Source organism: Cognatiluteimonas profundi, from assembly GCF_009792795.1.
Classification (GTDB): domain Bacteria; phylum Pseudomonadota; class Gammaproteobacteria; order Xanthomonadales; family Xanthomonadaceae; genus Cognatiluteimonas; species Cognatiluteimonas profundi.
In genome coordinates this window covers 62,725-78,777 of record NZ_VKHQ01000009.1, presented here as the reverse complement: position 1 = coordinate 78,777, position 16,053 = coordinate 62,725, and the positions used below count along the sequence as shown (strand labels likewise).

Annotated in this window: 19 protein-coding genes and 2 pseudogenes; 17 read left to right on the top strand and 4 right to left on the bottom strand. The window is 63.6% G+C overall.

Annotated elements, in window-relative coordinates:
• Positions 1 to 6: 6 nt before the first annotated feature.
• Complete coding sequence (locus tag GST15_RS12720) at positions 7 to 999, bottom strand: IS30 family transposase (protein ID WP_159017683.1); 993 nt, start codon at positions 997 to 999, stop codon at positions 7 to 9.
• Between the two features lie 185 nt (positions 1,000 to 1,184).
• Between GST15_RS12720 and GST15_RS12715 the strand changes: the two genes are divergently transcribed.
• The 13 genes and pseudogenes from GST15_RS12715 (at position 1,185) to GST15_RS12655 (ending at position 8,959) form a co-directional block, all read left to right on the top strand.
• Positions 1,185 to 1,529 carry a DsrE/DsrF/TusD sulfur relay family protein gene (locus GST15_RS12715; RefSeq protein ID WP_159017682.1) on the top strand — a complete coding sequence of 115 codons (345 nt, stop codon included), beginning with the start codon at positions 1,185 to 1,187 and terminating at the stop codon, positions 1,527 to 1,529.
• A gap of 125 nt (positions 1,530 to 1,654) precedes the next feature.
• A complete protein-coding gene (locus GST15_RS12710; protein WP_159017681.1) occupies positions 1,655 to 2,788 on the top strand; it encodes a serine hydrolase domain-containing protein in 1,134 nt (377 codons plus the stop codon).
• A gap of 75 nt (positions 2,789 to 2,863) precedes the next feature.
• Complete coding sequence (locus GST15_RS12705; RefSeq protein WP_159017680.1) at positions 2,864 to 3,334, top strand: hypothetical protein; 471 nt, start codon at positions 2,864 to 2,866, stop codon at positions 3,332 to 3,334.
• Positions 3,335 to 3,417: 83 nt separating this feature from the next.
• Positions 3,418 to 3,813, top strand: coding sequence for a VOC family protein (locus GST15_RS12700; RefSeq protein WP_159017679.1), 396 nt, complete (start codon positions 3,418 to 3,420; stop codon positions 3,811 to 3,813).
• A 61-nt stretch (positions 3,814 to 3,874) separates the two neighbouring features.
• Entirely contained in the window at positions 3,875 to 4,186 is a 312-nt protein-coding gene (locus tag GST15_RS12695) for a hypothetical protein (RefSeq protein WP_159017678.1), read from the top strand.
• Between the two features lie 544 nt (positions 4,187 to 4,730).
• On the top strand, positions 4,731 to 5,045 hold the full coding sequence (locus GST15_RS12690; RefSeq protein WP_159017677.1) for a hypothetical protein: 315 nt from the start codon (positions 4,731 to 4,733) through the stop codon (positions 5,043 to 5,045).
• A gap of 345 nt (positions 5,046 to 5,390) precedes the next feature.
• Positions 5,391 to 5,705: an antibiotic biosynthesis monooxygenase family protein gene (locus GST15_RS12685; RefSeq protein ID WP_159017676.1), complete on the top strand. Its 315-nt coding sequence runs from the start codon at positions 5,391 to 5,393 to the stop codon at positions 5,703 to 5,705.
• Positions 5,706 to 5,772: 67 nt separating this feature from the next.
• Complete coding sequence (locus GST15_RS12680; RefSeq protein WP_159017675.1) at positions 5,773 to 6,063, top strand: YciI family protein; 291 nt, start codon at positions 5,773 to 5,775, stop codon at positions 6,061 to 6,063.
• Between the two features lie 84 nt (positions 6,064 to 6,147).
• Positions 6,148 to 6,645 carry a DUF2059 domain-containing protein gene (locus tag GST15_RS12675; RefSeq protein ID WP_159017674.1) on the top strand — a complete coding sequence of 166 codons (498 nt, stop codon included), beginning with the start codon at positions 6,148 to 6,150 and terminating at the stop codon, positions 6,643 to 6,645.
• 102 nt (positions 6,646 to 6,747) lie between these two features.
• Positions 6,748 to 7,335, top strand: coding sequence for a DUF1294 domain-containing protein (locus GST15_RS12670; protein WP_159017673.1), 588 nt, complete (start codon positions 6,748 to 6,750; stop codon positions 7,333 to 7,335).
• Positions 7,332 to 7,628 (top strand): annotated as a pseudogene (locus GST15_RS12945) (hypothetical protein); the annotation flags it as partial. The gene GST15_RS12670 and the pseudogene GST15_RS12945, both read left to right, overlap by 4 nt.
• A gap of 467 nt (positions 7,629 to 8,095) precedes the next feature.
• Positions 8,096 to 8,404 carry a hypothetical protein gene (locus GST15_RS12660; protein WP_159017671.1) on the top strand — a complete coding sequence of 103 codons (309 nt, stop codon included), beginning with the start codon at positions 8,096 to 8,098 and terminating at the stop codon, positions 8,402 to 8,404.
• Between the two features lie 99 nt (positions 8,405 to 8,503).
• Entirely contained in the window at positions 8,504 to 8,959 is a 456-nt protein-coding gene (locus GST15_RS12655) for a hypothetical protein (protein WP_159017670.1), read from the top strand.
• A gap of 47 nt (positions 8,960 to 9,006) precedes the next feature.
• Here the strand turns inward: GST15_RS12655 and GST15_RS12650 are convergent, their stop codons facing one another.
• The 3 genes from GST15_RS12650 to GST15_RS12640 all read right to left on the bottom strand — a co-directional run bounded on the left by GST15_RS12650 (position 9,007) and on the right by GST15_RS12640 (position 12,733).
• On the bottom strand, positions 9,007 to 9,813 hold the full coding sequence (locus GST15_RS12650) for a pirin family protein (protein WP_425482247.1): 807 nt from the start codon (positions 9,811 to 9,813) through the stop codon (positions 9,007 to 9,009).
• A 203-nt stretch (positions 9,814 to 10,016) separates the two neighbouring features.
• Entirely contained in the window at positions 10,017 to 12,194 is a 2,178-nt protein-coding gene (rlmKL, locus tag GST15_RS12645; protein ID WP_159017668.1) for a bifunctional 23S rRNA (guanine(2069)-N(7))-methyltransferase RlmK/23S rRNA (guanine(2445)-N(2))-methyltransferase RlmL, read from the bottom strand.
• A complete protein-coding gene (locus GST15_RS12640; protein ID WP_159017667.1) occupies positions 12,191 to 12,733 on the bottom strand; it encodes an alpha/beta hydrolase in 543 nt (180 codons plus the stop codon). The genes rlmKL and GST15_RS12640 overlap by 4 nt, the downstream gene beginning before the upstream one ends.
• 139 nt (positions 12,734 to 12,872) lie before the next feature.
• On the opposite strand from GST15_RS12640, the gene GST15_RS12635 reads away from it, so the two are divergent.
• The 4 genes and pseudogenes from GST15_RS12635 to GST15_RS12620 form a co-directional block, all read left to right on the top strand.
• The gene (locus GST15_RS12635) at positions 12,873 to 13,448 is read left to right on the top strand and encodes an N-acetylmuramoyl-L-alanine amidase (protein ID WP_159017666.1); all 576 of its coding nucleotides are present in this window, start codon (positions 12,873 to 12,875) and stop codon (positions 13,446 to 13,448) included.
• A 90-nt stretch (positions 13,449 to 13,538) separates the two neighbouring features.
• Positions 13,539 to 14,429, top strand: a complete 891-nt coding sequence (locus tag GST15_RS12630) for an acyl-CoA thioesterase (RefSeq protein ID WP_159017665.1) — start codon at positions 13,539 to 13,541, stop codon at positions 14,427 to 14,429.
• Positions 14,426 to 15,187 carry a hypothetical protein gene (locus GST15_RS12625; protein WP_159017664.1) on the top strand — a complete coding sequence of 254 codons (762 nt, stop codon included), beginning with the start codon at positions 14,426 to 14,428 and terminating at the stop codon, positions 15,185 to 15,187. The genes GST15_RS12630 and GST15_RS12625 overlap by 4 nt, the downstream gene beginning before the upstream one ends.
• Before the next feature lie 75 nt (positions 15,188 to 15,262).
• Positions 15,263 to 16,036 (top strand): annotated as a pseudogene (locus tag GST15_RS12620) (arginyltransferase); the annotation flags it as partial.
• Positions 16,037 to 16,053: the final 17 nt, after the last annotated feature.

Sequence of the window (16,053 nt, the reverse complement as noted above, 5' to 3'; positions counted from 1 at the left end):
GGTGAATTAACACTCCAAGTGCAACACCCCTGACCGCTGGAGTCGTTGGATTGGCGTTTCGTAGCCATAGCGCTTTCTCGGTCGTTGGTTGAGCTTGGTTGTGGCTCTGTCGCAGTCGGCCTGACGAACGCGCGCCAGGCTCTTGCGCTTCGGGAAGTACTGGCGGAGCAAGCCGTTGAAATTCTCGTTGCTGCCCCGTTCCCACGGATGGTGTGGGTAGGCAAAGTAGCACTGCACGTCCACCGCCTGCTCGAGCTCCCGGTACCCGTGAAACTCGGTGCCGTTGTCCCAGGTGATGGTCTTGAACGGCAGGCCGCTGTTGCCGATCGCACGGACGGCCGCGCGGTTCACCGCCAACACGGTGCGGTGCGGCAACCACGCCACGACGGCATAGCCGGTACTGCGCTCTACCAGCGTCAATAGGCAGGCCCGTTCGCCGGCTGCACCCATCACCGTGTCGCCTTCCCAATGACCAACCTCTTCGCGCGCCTCGACGGCTTGTGGGCGCGTATCAATCATGGGCTTGTTGGCCAGTTTCCCGCGCTTTTCGGGGCCATGGGTGCGTTTGCGCCGGCGCTTTCCACCCTGCCGCAGGTGCATGTATAGCCGTCCGCCCTGGCGCTGGTTGCGCCGCACATGGCGGTAGATCGTCATGTGGCTCAGCCGTACGCCCAGTTGCTCGTCCAACTGGCTGGCAATCTGTTCCGGGCTCCATTGCTCCTCGCCCAAAAGCTCTTCAACGTGGGCATACACCTCCGCCGCGTGGTGCTTCACCCGGCGGCTGCGTCGGCGTCGACCATTGGCGTGTTCGTGCGCCTTGCTTGGCACATACAGCGGGCGCGGCCGGTTGTGGTCAATGGTCGCATTGCGCCTGACCTCACGGCTGATGGTGCTCGGGCTGCGCTGCAATGCGTGGGCAATAGCGCGGAGCGAGCGCCCTTCCCGCTTCAGTACGGACAGGGTGTATCGTTCCGCCTCGGTGAGCTGGCAGTACTTCAAGGATCTTCTCTTCCCGGAGTGATCCCCTGCAGTCTGCCAGCTCGCCCCTTCTTCTCTGGGCACCGCAGGTGTTGCACTTACTTTGTTAACCTGCGAGGTCTAACAATTCATTCAAGCCGAAGCCGCTTCGCGGCTCGGCTTAATTCAGGCGTTAGGGCGCATTGGCGTTAATAGGAGACCCCAGAGTGAAGACACTGATCATCATTAATGACCCTCCCTACGGCACTGAGCGTTTATACAATGCTCTGCGTCTCGCACATGCGCTGATCAAGAATGATCATGACGTGACAGTATTCTTGATGGCCGATGCAGTATCAGCAGCCAAAGCAGGTCAAAAGACTCCTGACGGCTACTACAACACTGAGCGGATGCTGCGCAGAGTGGTTCAAAAAGGCAGCGTTTTGCTTTGTGGTACGTGCTTGGATGCCAGAGGCCTGCTGGAGAGTGACCTGTTAGATGGCTCCACTCGCAGCACCATGGACGAGCTCGCCTCGCAGACAGCTCTCGCAGACAAGGTTCTTGTCTTCTAGAGTGCGCCCTAACAATTCATTCAAGCCGAAACCGCTTCGTGGCTCGCTAGCTCCATACGGGTTCAAGGGTGGCTCGGCTTAATTCAGGTGTTAGGCCTTTCTTGGGGAGTTCAATGAACCGTCGCATGTTCTTGAAGAGCACAGGCGCGTCAGTACTAGCGGCATCTATACCTACAGCCGTTCTGGCTGCATCGATTGATCGATCACTGGGGCTTGCCATTTCCAGCATCGCCGATCAATCCATCAAGAAAATGGTCACCCCTGGCATCCAAATTTCCGTGTGGAAAAATGGCACGCCAGCAGCAGGAGTGGTGCGTGGACTAGGCAATCTTGAGACAGCTGCTCCTGTTACGTCATCCACGATTTTTCGCGCAGGATCCATCACCAAACAATTCACAGCGGCGCTAATTGCGAAGCTTCAGGACGAAGGCCACCTCTCGGTGAACGATCGCCTAGAAAAGCACCTCAGCTTCTTCAAAGGCAAGGAAGCCCCGACCTTGCTCGAACTTATTCACCAAACGGCAGGGGTTCATGAAGAGCAGGAAGGCAGTTTTTCCCAATCGCCCACCACACAATTAGAGCTGGCCAAGCATATCTCGGCTCAAAAGCCCCTCTATGACTTCCATCCGGGAACAGCGTGGCTCTACAGCAATGCGAACTACATTTTGCTCGGCGCAGTCGTAGAGTCTGTTACAGGGCAGTCGCTAGCCAAAGCCGCGCATCAAATCATTTTTGAACCATTGGGCCTAACGCACACCGAATTCGACACTCACTCTGAAGTCGTAACGAACCGAGCTTCTGGTTACACGGGAACACAAATTGGCGGGAAACCATTCGTAAATGCCGATTTCGTCCCTATCGAGCAAACCGGTGGTGCCGGTGCAATCAGAACCACCGCAGATGATCTCTGCCGTTGGCATCACTCTCTCCTCAATGGGGATTTTTTGTCCGCTGAGTCACGCAACGCCCTCATGGAACCGGCCCAGCTCAAAGATGGTCGCCCTATAACAAAGGGTAGATTCGACCCCAATGATGACAACATGGGGGAAACGAGCTATGGCTACGGACTCATGCTGGACAGGTCCACGAAGGACCACGGGGTTATTGCATTGCATAATGGTTTTGTGAGCGGATTTTCGGCGTACCTGGCCACTCACGTTCCAACTCGCACAACCGTTGCTTGCATGTGCAACGCCGATCCAAGTCAAGACCTGCCATTCCGGCTGCTCCGCAAAGCGGTTTTCTCGAACTACTTGTGAGAAAGGCCTGACAATTCATTCATTCAAGCCGAACCCGCTTCGCAAGTTAATTCAGGTGTTGGGCCCCACAGCGAAATGCCGGCAACTCCCGAGCATTTCCATCGCTATCCCGGAGCTGCTGTGGCAGCGTTGCTCGCCGTGGTTACGGCGGGTAGGGCCTGGCAATTCATTCAGCCGAAGCCGCTTCGCGGCTCGGCTTCACCCAGGTTAGCTGCCATGCTGAAGAATATTCGTGATCCAAAAATTCTTTTGCAGATGCTGTTATCGCTCCTGTCCACAAGCGGGACGATGGCGGGCATCAGCTTAGCGCTCGTCGGCATCGTGAACCTGCGGATTACGAGCACTAAAATCGCGAGTGCTGCAGACGACATGTTTTTATTCGCATCGCTTGGGTTCGTCTTTGTTTGCTTCATGACATTCTTCGCGCTTCGACACGTCGATTCGCCAAAGCTTGCTCGTTGGACAGACGTAATAGATATTACCTTCCTTCTTTCTCTAACCCTGCTTGTTCTCGCTGGTTTCGTTACCGTATATACCTTCCTCTAACCATGTCAGCCGCGCCGCGGCTCGGCTTGATTCAGGTGGTAGGCCGCAGATCAAGCTGTCGTAGCGACCCACGAGGATCTCCCATGAAGCGTGTGACCGGCATCGGCGGCATCTTCTTCAAGTCTGCGGATCCGAAAGCCCTGAGCGCCTGGTACAAGAACCACTTGGGCCTCGACGTTACCGACTGGGGCGGCGCTCTTTTCAATTGGGGCGGAGAGGGTAGCGAGCCTGGAATGACCGTGTGGAGCCCATTTGCCCAGGACACGAACTACATGCAGCCCAGCTCTGCCTCATTCATGATCAATTACCGAGTGGAGAATCTTGATGAGCTGCTCGCAGTCCTCAAGGCTGAAGGGTGCAATGTCGTGGACAAGACCGAGAGCTCGGAGCAAGGCAAGTTTGGGTGGGTGATCGATCCTGACGGCAACAAGGTCGAGCTTTGGGAACCACCAAATGGGCAGGAGCGATCTGCGGTCTGACCATTCATTCAAGTCGCTTCGCGGCTCGGCTTGATCTAGGCGTTTGGCCTACAATCAAGAGATGGATTACCAGCTAGTGATCAAGTTTTGGCGCAAGTCGCAGGAAGACGAGAACTTCCTTGCGACGATCCAGGACGAATTGAAGGAAGTACTTGGGGAATCGGCGGCGTTGGATGGATACGACATCAACGCCAAGGAGATCAACCTGTTCGTGATCACGCCGGACCCAAAGCATTCTTTTCGGCGTTTGAAGGGCGTATTGGAAAGCCGGGGAATGCTGCAGGGCGTTTCTGCCGCATCTCGACTGGTGGGTGGTGCCCACTTCACTTCAATCTGGCCTTTGCGTGCGACCCGGAAGTTCAAGCTTCCGTAGCCCACGCATGCAGGCCTGGTAATTCATTCAAGCCGATGCGCTTCGCGGCGAGGCTTGATTCAGGGCGTTATCCCTACGGCAGTTGGCGCTGGCAGTTTTTTCGATCTCCGCATTGACGGCGGCAGCGAGAAGAACAGGAACGAGTGCCAGTAGCCTGGATGTGTCATTGGGCTCCTACGCCGGCTGGGCTTGATCCGGACTCGCGCGGAACAGCAGCACTCGACCCGATCACCTCTTCAGCAAGCCCCAAGGCTTGGCTTGGCAGTTCACCTGCCGCGTCCTTCAAATGAAGCAGGCAGACCCACCGCCAAGCTTGTGCGCTGCACCATCGTCCCCGTTGGCTTTCAACACCAGCCATCGGGTATCGTCCGGGCGGGGAGCCAACAACACGCGGCTGGGACTCAGCATCAACCACACGCTCCGGCCCATCGCGTCGTGGTGGCAACAGCGTTCCAAGGTCGTGCTTTGAATTTCCATTGCCACCGCAAACGCGGTTCGTGTGGATTCATGCGTCAGAACGGGGGAAGAGACCATGGCTTCAAAGATGAAGATGCGCTTGCTGGGACTCTCGTGTGTACTGGTCGGTGGAGGGCTGACGGTCAACGGTTGGTATGTTGCGCACACTTACGGTGATATCTGGAAGCCCGGGGCGATCATCTTCCCGATGATCCTGTTCGTCGGCCTGATGGCATTGCTTGTGCCCGTGGACAAGGAAGCGTTGAAGGCAAGGTACGGCGTGGAAGTGCCACAGACGATGGAGCACTATACGGGCGCGCAAAAGGCCATCGTCTTCGGTGGCGCCGCGCTGAGCGTGGTCAATTACATTGCCTTGTATGCGATGGCGCACGACTGGATCTGATTGCTCGTTCAAGGGAAGTGCTTTCTGCAGGAGGCGCCCCCTCTTCATGCCAAGGGCCTGGCCGCAGGGCAGTTCGGCCCCGGCATCGCATCGAGGATTCCATCAACCGTTTCTCCACCAAGGAAAACCACATGCGCAACTCCGGCAAGGCTCCAACGATGGCTGTTTGGGTCGTCTCGCTAGTCCTGTTCCTCGTGGCACTGGCTGCCCATTTCGGGCTGGCCAGGATTCCCGAGCCGTTTGCTACATGGTCATGGATCGTCGGCTTCGGGCTGCTGCTCCTTGCATGTCGCGTTCGCGGCCTCTAGTTCCAGCTGGCGCATCGCGCTGACCAAGCCGAGCGACATGAGCGGGCACTACGCCTACGCGTGGGAATTCCACGTCGCGCCCGAGCTGCAGGCTGAGTTCGAGCAGCATTATGGGCCCGACGGTACGTGGGCCCGGTTGTTCCGGCGTTCGCCCGGCTACATCGAGACCCTCCTGCTGAGAGACCGATCCACGGCCGGCCGATACGTGACGGTTGATCGATGGCGGGACGAAGGGGCATACCTCGCCTTTCGCTCGGCGTTCCTGCGGGAATATGAGCAGTTGGACAGGCAGTGCGAGCGGTTGACGACGAGCGAGCAATCGCTTGGTGCGTTCGACGAATGCGGCGGCTGACATTCCGCGCGGATCGCTGTAACTTCCCCCGCTGCCCGCCACCGCATGGTCCGAGGAGAGCCTTGTCATGTTTGTCGTCGTGCTGACCTATACGAAGTCACTTGATGCTGTCGACCAGCACGTTGCCGCGCATCGCGAATTCCTCGATCGACACTATGCATCGGGCACGTTTCTTCTGTCCGGCCGCAGGGAGCCGCGCACCGGCGGGGTGATCCTGGCGAACGCTCCATCTGCACGGGAGTTGCAGGCCATCCTCGCGCAGGACCCCTTCCACATCCATGGCGTGGCCGCCTATGAGCTCGTGCAGTTCACTCCAACCATGGCGGCACCAGGCCTCCAGTCGCTTGTCGCACAATGACAGCGGGGTTTTGATCGAGGCCGCACGGTTACGCGATGATGCATCCATCCGGGCATCAGGCATTTTCCAGGGGAGTCAACGGCGATGAAAATTTCCAGCACGGTATTGGCAACATGTCTTCTGCTGCTCAGCGGCGTCGTTTCCGCGCAACAGGCTCCTGCCCAGCAAACCCCTGCGCAGGGCACGGTTGTCGACCCGCAGAAAGTTGTCGTCATCCACCAGCTCCTGGAGGTGACCGGCGCCGTCAACGTCTCCAAACAGGTCATGTCCCGTCTGTTCGACGCGCAGAAGAAGGCGCATCCGGAGATTGATGCCGTGATATGGGATCGACTGGCTGCCAAGATGAATGTCGACGAGGTGCAGGGAGAGCTGATCAAGATCTACGATCGTCACTTTTCGACCGCGGATCTGCAGGCGACGTTGGCCTTCTACCAGTCCGCCGCTGGGCAGCGGATGCTCAAGGAACTGCCCGCCGTCATGAGCGAGGCGATGACAGTCGGGCAAGCATGGGGTCAACGCAAAACCGAGGAGCTCCGGATCGAGCTGCAGAACGAGAAGCAACACCCGACTCGGCGCGAGTGATTCAGTGTCCGGGCCGAGGCTGGGCGAATGCGTTGACGACGCATTCGCGGCCAACCCACTTGCTTCGGAAACCCTGCTACTTCAATGGAGTCGTCACCCTGCATGCGATATGTCGGACGCATCGGCGAATGGAATGATGAAAGAGGCTTCGGTTTCGTCACGCCCAATGGCGGCGGTGATCGCGCCTTCGTGCATATCCGCTCCTTTGAACGGCCATCCAGTCGACCGGTCCCGGGCATGCTCATCTCCTACGAATTGCGGCGCGACGAGAAGGGCCGTTTCAGTGCAGCTGGGGTCCGACCCGCCGTCGGCAAGCCGGTGAGCGAGGCTGCCCATCGCACGCGAACGCCGCGGAAGTCCATCGCCGTCGCGTTCCTGCTCGCGATCGCACTTGGCTGGCTCTTCGGCAAGCTCCCGACGATCGTTGCGATCGCATACGGTGCACTGAGCCTTCTCTCCGTCCTGCTCTATGGCATCGACAAGTCCGCCGCCGTCAACAATCGTTGGCGCATACAGGAGAGCAGCCTGCACCTGGTTGCGCTGCTGGGCGGCTGGCCGGGTGCGTTGGTAGCCCAGGATGTCTTCCGGCACAAATCCAGCAAGGCGGCGTTCCAGAACGTCTTCTGGGCCACTGTTGTTTTCAACTGCATCGGGCTGGCATGGTTGCTCGGCGGTGGAGTGCTTGCATGAGACTGATCGCGGAAAAATCCGGCAGGACCGACAAGTACGACCGCTTGCGGTTCATCCGCGACGACGGCAGCGAAACGCGGACGGACATGCCGCGCCAGGGCACGCTTCCGCATGATCTTGTGCATTACATCGTCGAATCAGCGCTCCCACTGCAACACGGATTCCTCAGCCTGGTGGCCGCCGGCGCCGATGCAAGCTTCGTCATGCAGGCCATGCACGAGCCGGGAAACCAGCGTGTCGAGACAGAAGCTGTCCAGGCCGAAGCCGTGGTCGAAGCGTTGCAGACGCAGTTGTGGAGCGCTTGCTTTGACCAGGATGCCTTCCTCGATGGGGTGAACTCCGCCAGCGCCGCTCGTGGCAAGCCGGCATTCGATTTCAGCGGCATGGATCCACGCGCACAGCTGTACGACAGGGCGCTGGCGCTGCTGGAGCGCTGGAACCAGGTTCCGTTCCGCCAATCCATGGACCTCGTTTTTGACAACGGCAAGGACTGACCATTCACATGTTGGGTCGGTGTCGCTGCTGGTCCGCGATGCCAATCCAGTGTGGTCCCGATCTTCACACCGACCGACGGATAGTGCCGTCATGACGCTTGCCACTGAAGTGTCGTGAGCCACCAGCCCCGGCCACGTACCGAACCAACATGGGAGATGTTTCAATGCGGATGCGTACCCCGACTCGATCCACCATCGCCGCGTGTGCGCTTGTCGTCATGTCCGCCTGCACGACGCAAGCGGCCGGCGGCAGCAAGGGAGGTCCCGTGATTGAAGATGGCCAGTCGTTTGCGATGCATCCGGGCGAATCGGTGACGCTGGCCGACAACAGCGCGTTGCGCTACCTGCGCGTGGTCAACGACTCGCGGTGCCCGCCGGGCGTGCAGTGCATCTGGGCGGGTGACGCCGAGGTTGCTTTCGAGTGGAAGCCGGCCGGCGGGGGGATGACTGCTTTTTCCCTGCACACCGGCAAGGGCGCCAAGCAGCAGGTCCTGGGCGAGCGCACGCTGGTGCTGGTGTCGCTGGCTCGCGGCGATGCACCCGAAGCGCAACTGCGGATCGAGCACGCTCCCTGACGCCGGGCTCCCAAGCCGCAAATCCCCGGGATTGTCAAGGTCCGTGATCTGGCCTAAGGTCGGAAGGGCCGGAGACAAAGCGACGGCCAAGGGGGATTCATGAATACGAAGACGCTGTTCCGGTCAGCCGTGGCGCTGGCCCTGCTGGGGGCCGCGACGGCCCAGGCCCAGCAATCGACCGCCTGCCCGCAACTGCCCGCCGACTCCGGGCTGTCGTGGGTGGACCAGCCCACGGGCGACATCCAGCTGTGCCGCGCGCTGCGCCCGGATGGGTCCGAGGCGTTCGGGCTGGTGATCTCGAGCAAGCCGACGTTCGAGCCGCAACGCGGCGACCGCGCCGAGCGCGGCCAGATCGATGGCCACGACGTGTTCTGGTATCGCGCCGAACTGGCGCAGAAACCGGGTACGCAGGCGCGCGAAACCCTGCTGCAACTGGCCGACGGTCGCAGCGTCCATGTGTGGCTGCAGGCACCGTCAAGCCAGGCGCTGGACGCGGGCTTCGCGCTGGTCAGTGGCATGCATTTCGACAACGGCGAACGCGTCGCCGGCCAATAGCCCGGCTTCGCGCGATCACGCCAGGCAAGCGGGAGTACCCGGCTGCCCTAGAAGCGGCCTTCCTGGTAATCGACGAAGGCCTGCATGAGCTGCTCGCGGGTGTTCATGACGAACGGGCCGTGTCGTGCGACCGGCTCGCCGATGGGCCGTCCGGCGACGAGCAGGAAGCGCGCGCCGTCCTTACCTGCGCTGGCGACGAACTGTTCCCCGCCGCCGACCACGCCCAGCTCGTGCGTATCCAGGCCGCGCGCATCGGCGCCCTCGCCGATGGACACCGAACCCTCGAACGCATACGCAAATGCGCTGTGCCCCGCCGGGACCGTCGACTCCCAGCGCGCGCCTGGCGCCAGCGTGATGTCCAGGTAGAGCGGCTGCGTTGCGGGCTGCTGGATCGGCCCGACGACATCGCCGACACGCCCCGCGATCACCTTCGCCTGCACGCCGTCGGCAGGACGCACCACCGGGATCTGGTCCGGCGGAAACTCCTGGTAGCGCGGCTCGACCATCTTGTCGCTGGCAGGCAGGTTGACCCACAGCTGGAATCCGCGCATACGGCCTTCCTGCTGCTCGGGCATTTCCGAATGCACCAGGCCGCGACCGGCCGTCATCCATTGCACGCTCCCGGGCACCAGCAGGCCTTCGTTGCCGTGGTTGTCCTTGTGCCGCATGCGCCCGTCGAGCATGTAGGTGACGGTCTCGAAGCCGCGATGCGGATGGTCCGGGAAACCGGCCAGGTAATCCTCCGCACGATCGGTGCCGAACTCGTCGAGCATCAGGAACGGATCGAGCATGTCCAGTTGCGGCGTCCCGATCACGCGCGTGAGCTTGACCCCGGCGCCGTCGGAGGCCGGCATGCCCCGCAACTTGCGGATGAGCCGCGCCTGGCTGGATGCGATGTCACGGCCGTTGGTATCCAGGCTGTTGGTGTCCATGCTGTTCGGGGCCTCAGGGTGTGCGATCGACAAGAGATCGGGACGCCGGCTCGACCACACCAGCGCCATCCACGGAACGCAGGATTGCAGCCCCGGCGTTAACGCGATGGCGTCAGCGCCCAGCGTCAGCGGACCGTAGCGTCGAGCCGCTGCAGGCGCCAGCAGCGATGGATGCGCGGGTTGCGGGCGAAGTCGGGCGGGATCGTCTGCGCGCTGATGTCCTCGCAGCGGGCGAACCCGGCCACGGCTTCGACATCCAGGCGGAAGCGGCGGAAGTTGTTCGAGAAGTACAGGACGCCATCGCGGGCCAGTCGCGCGGTCGCCGCCCGCAGCAGGCGCACGTGCTCGGCCTGGACGTCGAAGTCCTCGGCGCGCTTGGAATTGGAGAAGGTCGGCGGGTCGCAGAACATCAGGTCGTATTCGCCCGTGTCCGCCTGCAGCCATGCGACGGCGTCGGCCTGCACCAGCCGGTGGCGCGTGCCGCCTGCGCCGTTCTCCCGCAGGTTGTCGGCGCACCACTGCAGGTAGGTTGCCGACAGGTCCACCGTCGTGGTCTGCCGCGCGCGCCCGACCGCCGCGTGCACGGTGGCCGCGCCGGTGTAACCGAAGAGGTTGAGGAAGCGCGTGTCTTCCGCTTCTTCGGCGATCCGCAGTCGCAGCGGTCGATGGTCGAGGAACAACCCGGTGTCCAGGTAATCGAACAGGTTGACGCGCAGGCGCGCATCGCCTTCGCGCACGACGATGAATTCACCGCGGGTGTCGAACCGGTCTTCGCGCGCGTACTTGCTGCCGCCCTTGCCGCGGCTACGCGTCTTCAAGGCGATGCGTTCGCGCGGAATGCCGAAGACCTCGCGCGCGGCGGCGAGAAGTTCCTGCAGGCGCCGGCGCTGCAATGGTTCCGGGATGTCGGCTGGTGCGGCGTATTCCTGGATGTGCAGCCAGGTGCGCGCCGACGCATCGCTGTCGGTGCCGTCCTCGGCGACATAGACGTCGATCGCCGCCGCGTATTCCGGCAGGTCGGCGTCGTAGGCGCGATGGCAGGTGACGCGCTCCTGCTCGCGCCAACGCCTGGAATTTCGCAGGTTCTTGCGCAGTCGGTTGGCCACCATCTGCGCGCCTTCGGTCAGCGGCTGCGTGGCGTCCTCGCGCTCACGCTGTGGCGGTGCGACCGGGTCCACCACGATCAACGTGCATTCGATCGCGCCGTTGAACAGCTGGTACTTCTTGCCGGCGCGCAGTCCGGTGGCGCGGGCGAGTTCGGCATCGCCGCACAACAGGCTCGCACGCCAGCCGGGCACTGCCTGCCTGAGGGCATTGCCCAGCGCGCGGTACAACGCGGGGTCGGCCGCAAGGCGCGCATCGTAAGGCGGGTTGCAGACCACCAGTCCGCGTGGATTGACCTGCGGCGGCAGTGCGCCGACGTCGATGGCCTTGAGGTGGATCTTGCCGCCGACGCCCGCCATGTCGGCGTTGTCGCGCGCGGCGCGGATCGCATGCGGATCGCTGTCGCTGCCATGGAAATCGCCGCGCAATGCGGCCAGGCCATGGACCTTGCGTACCTGCGCGTCCTCGCGCAGTTGCTGCCAGGTCGCCGTATCGAAGCCGAGCCAGCGCGTCGGCAGGAAACCTCCCTGGCGCATCAGGCCCGGCGCGACGTCGGCCGCCATCAATGCGCCTTCGATCAGCAGCGTGCCGCTGCCGCACATCGGATCGAGCAAGCCGCCGCCCTCTGCATACAGTCGTGGCCAGTCGCCACGCAGCAGAACGGCCGCGGCGAGGTTCTCCTTCAACGGCGCTTCGCCCTGCGACTGCCGCCAGCCGCGCCGATGCAGCGGCCCGCCGCCCAGGTCGATGGACACGATCGCCCTGCCCTTGCGGATCACCAGGTTCAGGCGCAGGTCGGGCGCTTCGACGTCGACATCCGGCCGCGCGCCGGTCCGTGCGCGCATGACATCGACGACGCCATCCTTGACCCGTTGCGCCGCGTAGCGCGCGTGCGTGATCGCATCGCCCGACACGTGCGCATCGACCGCCACGGTATGTCCGCTGGCGAGATGCTCCGTCCACTCGATGGCGGCCACGCCGGCGTACAAGGCATGCTCGTCGGGGCAATCGAATTCGGCGATCGGCCACAGCACGCGGCTTGCAAGTCGCGACCACAGCACCGCGCGCTGGGCATCGATCGGGTCGCCTTCGACATTGGCACCTGCGAGCGCTGCGGTCGCGCGCTTGCAGCCCAAGGCGACCAGCTCGTCGGCGAGCAGGTATTCCAGGCCCTTGCCGCAACTGGCGAAGAATTTCATGACGCGACCGTTGCCAGCAGCGCAGCGAATGCCTCGGCGCTGGTGCGCACATGCTCCGACAGGCGATGGCCATCGTCGACGAGCAACAGTCGCGCACGCCGCGCATGGGCCCAGTCGATGACCTGCGCCGCCGGGATCAGTTCATCGTCCCATCCATGCACGATGGACATGGGCACGGCGGCGGCCTCCAGCGGATGCGAGGGATCCAGTGCGATCGGCGGCGCCATCAGGAACAATCCAGCGACCGGCACCTGCAGCGATACCTGCCCGACGATCCATGCGCCCAGGCTCGACCCGGCGAGCACCAGCGGCCCGCGCGCGGCGGCAGGTCGCGCAATCTCGAGAAGGCGCTGCAACCTCGCGGCGACATCGCCCAGCCGGCTCACGTCACGCCGGGCATCCAGGTCGGTGAAGTCGGGACGTTCCTGCGTCCAGCCCAGGCCTTCGGCCACCGCCGACAGCGCGGTGACCTTGGTCGCGTCCGGGCCGCTTTCGAAGCCATGGCACAAAATGCAGTGCCCGCGTGCGGTCGCGCTCATGGCTCGCGGGCGACGTCGGAATCGACGCCGTGCAGCGAATGCGCGGCGGGACGTGCGGCGCGCGGAACACGCACGGCCAGGCGATCGGATTCGGGGGGAGCGGCGGGCCGTGACATGCGGCGATGCTAGCATCCGCGCCATGTCACCCGAGCCCGCGCCGCCCATCGTCCACGTCGATCCGCTGCCCTACGAGGCGCGGCTGCAGTCGCGCGCGATCGACGCCATCGACCTGGTCGTCATCCATTGCACCGAGCTTCCCGACCTGGAGATGGCGCGCCGGTTCGGTGAAGAGATTCGTTACGGTGAATCCGCAACCGGCAACAGCGGCCACTACTACATCGACCGCGACGGTGCGATCCACCGATACGTGGCGATCCAGCGCGTCGCGCATCACACGCGCTGCTACAACCCGCGCTCGATCGGCATCGAACTGGTCAATACCGGCCGCTATCCGGACTGGCTGGATTCCCGCCACCAGGCCATGGATGAGCCGTACACCGACGCGCAGGTCGCGGCACTCATCGCCTTGCTGCAGCAACTGCAGGACGGCGTGCCGACACTGCGCTGGATTGCGGGACATGAGGACCTGGACACGACCAGCGTTGCCGCCAGCGACGATCCGGCCGTGTCCGTGCGCCGCAAGCGCGATCCCGGACCGCTGTTTCCATGGCCGCGCGTGCTGGACGCGGTGGCGCTGCGACGCCTGCCGGACTAACCGAACCACCACGCCGCTCGCGGCTGCAGCGAAGGGGACCAGCAGGTCGGACCGCTATAATCCGCAGCCCACAGCAAAGCCACAGCGACCATGCCCTCCCCCGTTTCCGAGCTGATCGACCTGCTCACGCTCGAACGCCTCGAGGACAACCTGTTTCGCGGGCAAAGCCGTGACATCGGCACCAAATACGTGTTCGGCGGACAGGTGCTGGGGCAGGCGCTGTCGGCGACGCAGTCGACCCTGGACACGCCGCGCACGGCGCATTCGCTGCACGCGTACTTCCTCAGGGCCGGCGATACGGACCATCCGATCGTCTACCAGGTCGATCGCACGCGCGATGGCGGCAGCTTCTCCGTCCGCCGGGTCACTGCCATCCAGCATGGCAAGCCGATCTTCTTCCTCGCCGCATCCTTCCAGCAGGTCGAACCCGGCGGCGAACACCAGCTGACGATGCCGGAGGTTCCCAAGCCCGAGGACATCGAGCCCTCGCCCGCGGTCCCGGCCGACGTGCTGGCCAAGCTGCCGATCAAGGTGCAGCGCTGGCTGTCGCGGATGGGTCCGTTTGAATTCCGCCATGTGTATCCGCGCGACGAGTTGAATCCGCCCAAGCGCCCGCCCTTCCAGCAGGTCTGGTTCCGGCTGGCCGAGCGCGTCGGCGATGCGCCGGAGCTGCATCGCGAACTGCTCGCCTACGCATCGGACTTCCACCTGCTGGGCACGGCGACGTTCCCGCACGGCATCAGCTATTACCAGCCGAACGTGCAGATGGCTTCGCTCGATCACGCGCTGTGGTTCCATCGTCCGTTCCGCGCCGACGAGTGGCTGCTGTATTCGATCGACAGCCCGACCGCGCAGGGCGCTCGCGGGCTCGCGCGCGGGCTGATCTTCGATCGCGACGGCAGGCTGGTTGCCAGCACCGCGCAGGAAGGCCTGATCCGGGTCGTGGACGACAGCGGAAAGGCTACGGGCACGTCGGCATGAGGCAGGTCTTCAGCAGCCCGCGCATGGAGAACGTCGAGCGCGTCGCCAAGCTGCTGCGCGATGCCGGGATCGATGCGCGCATCACCCACGGCCGCTCATACAAGGGTGGCCTGCGCGGCGATTTCAGCTATCGCGACCACGTCCGCGTCGATCCGATCCCCGCCGTGTGGATCGTCAAGTCCGAGGACCAGCCGGCTGCGCGCGAGATCCTGCGTGCGGCGGGACTGCTCGACAGCACCCGCGGCGAAACCGGCTACACGCTGCCGGCGTTCCGCACGGAAACGCCCGAAGCCATCATCGAGCCCGGCAGGAAGCGCGCCTTCCGGCTGAAGATCGGGCTGCTGGTGGTGATCGCCGTTGTCATGGTTCTCGCCTTCCTGTCCATGCGCACGCCCACGGTGGGCCCGGTAGCGCTGCCGGCGGGCGACTCGGCGACGCCCGACGCACTGGCCGTCGCCGTGCTGTCGGGAGAGCTGCCCAGCCATGCCGGGCAGACGATCTGCCTGTCGGTCGACGGGCACGATCCTTCGCCGTCATTGCTGGGCGCCCTTCGCGCTCCCGCAGGCGTGGTGGTGCCGGCCTCGCGCTGTCCGGCCAACCCGCAGCAACTGGCGCTGGCCATCACGGCGTACCGGAAGACTGGTACGACCGGCACGATCCAGTTGTCGCGTCGTCGCGGCGCCACCGTGATCGCCACCCACCACTACGACGTTCGTCCCGAAGGCACGGGCTGGCGGGTGGTCGAACCTTATCAGTGACGCCATGCCGGTGACTTCGGGATCGCCGGCAGCCGTGCACACGCCGCGCGCAACCGCCGGCGCTATGCTGCGGCCATGGGCACCGATCCGCTGAAGGACGACGACGGGCAGGCCGGGCGTCAATCCGACGCCGAGGACCTGCGCCTGTTCCAGACCGCGGAACATCCCTGCGGCTACTGGCCCGAACGCAGCGCCCGCGACCTGGTCATCGATCCGCGCGATCCACGCTTGCCGCGGCTGTATCCGCGGGCGCTGGAATGGGGATTCCGCCGCTCCGGCGACCTGGTCTATCGCCCGCAATGCCAGCACTGCCACGCCTGCATGGCGGTGCGCATCGCCGTGTCGCGGTTCGTGCCGGATCGCAGCCAGCGCCGCTGCCTGTCGCGCAACGTCGACGTGGAGGCACGCGTCCTGCCTGCGCGGCGCACCGACGAACACTTCGCCCTGTACCAGCGCTACCTGGGCACGCGTCATCGCGATGGCGGCATGGATGGACACGGCGCCGCCGAGTTCGACCAGTTCCTGATCGGCGACTGGTCGGACAGCCGATTCCTGGAGTTGCGCGACATCGCGTCCCACCAGTTGCTCGCGGTCGCCGTCACAGACCTCGTGGACGGCGCGCTGTCGGCCGTCTACACCTTCTACGACCCGGCATACGCGGCACGGGGCCTGGGGACACTGGCGATCCTGCAGCAGATCGACTGGGCCAGGCGCGACGGGCGCGAACACCTGTACCTGGGCTACTGGATCGCCGGCCATCGCAAGATGGACTACAAACGGCGGTATTCAGCGCTGGAAGGCTACGACGGCCGCGCGTGGCGGCCGCTGCAGTTCGATGCCGACGGCCAGTTGCTGCCGGCGCCGGG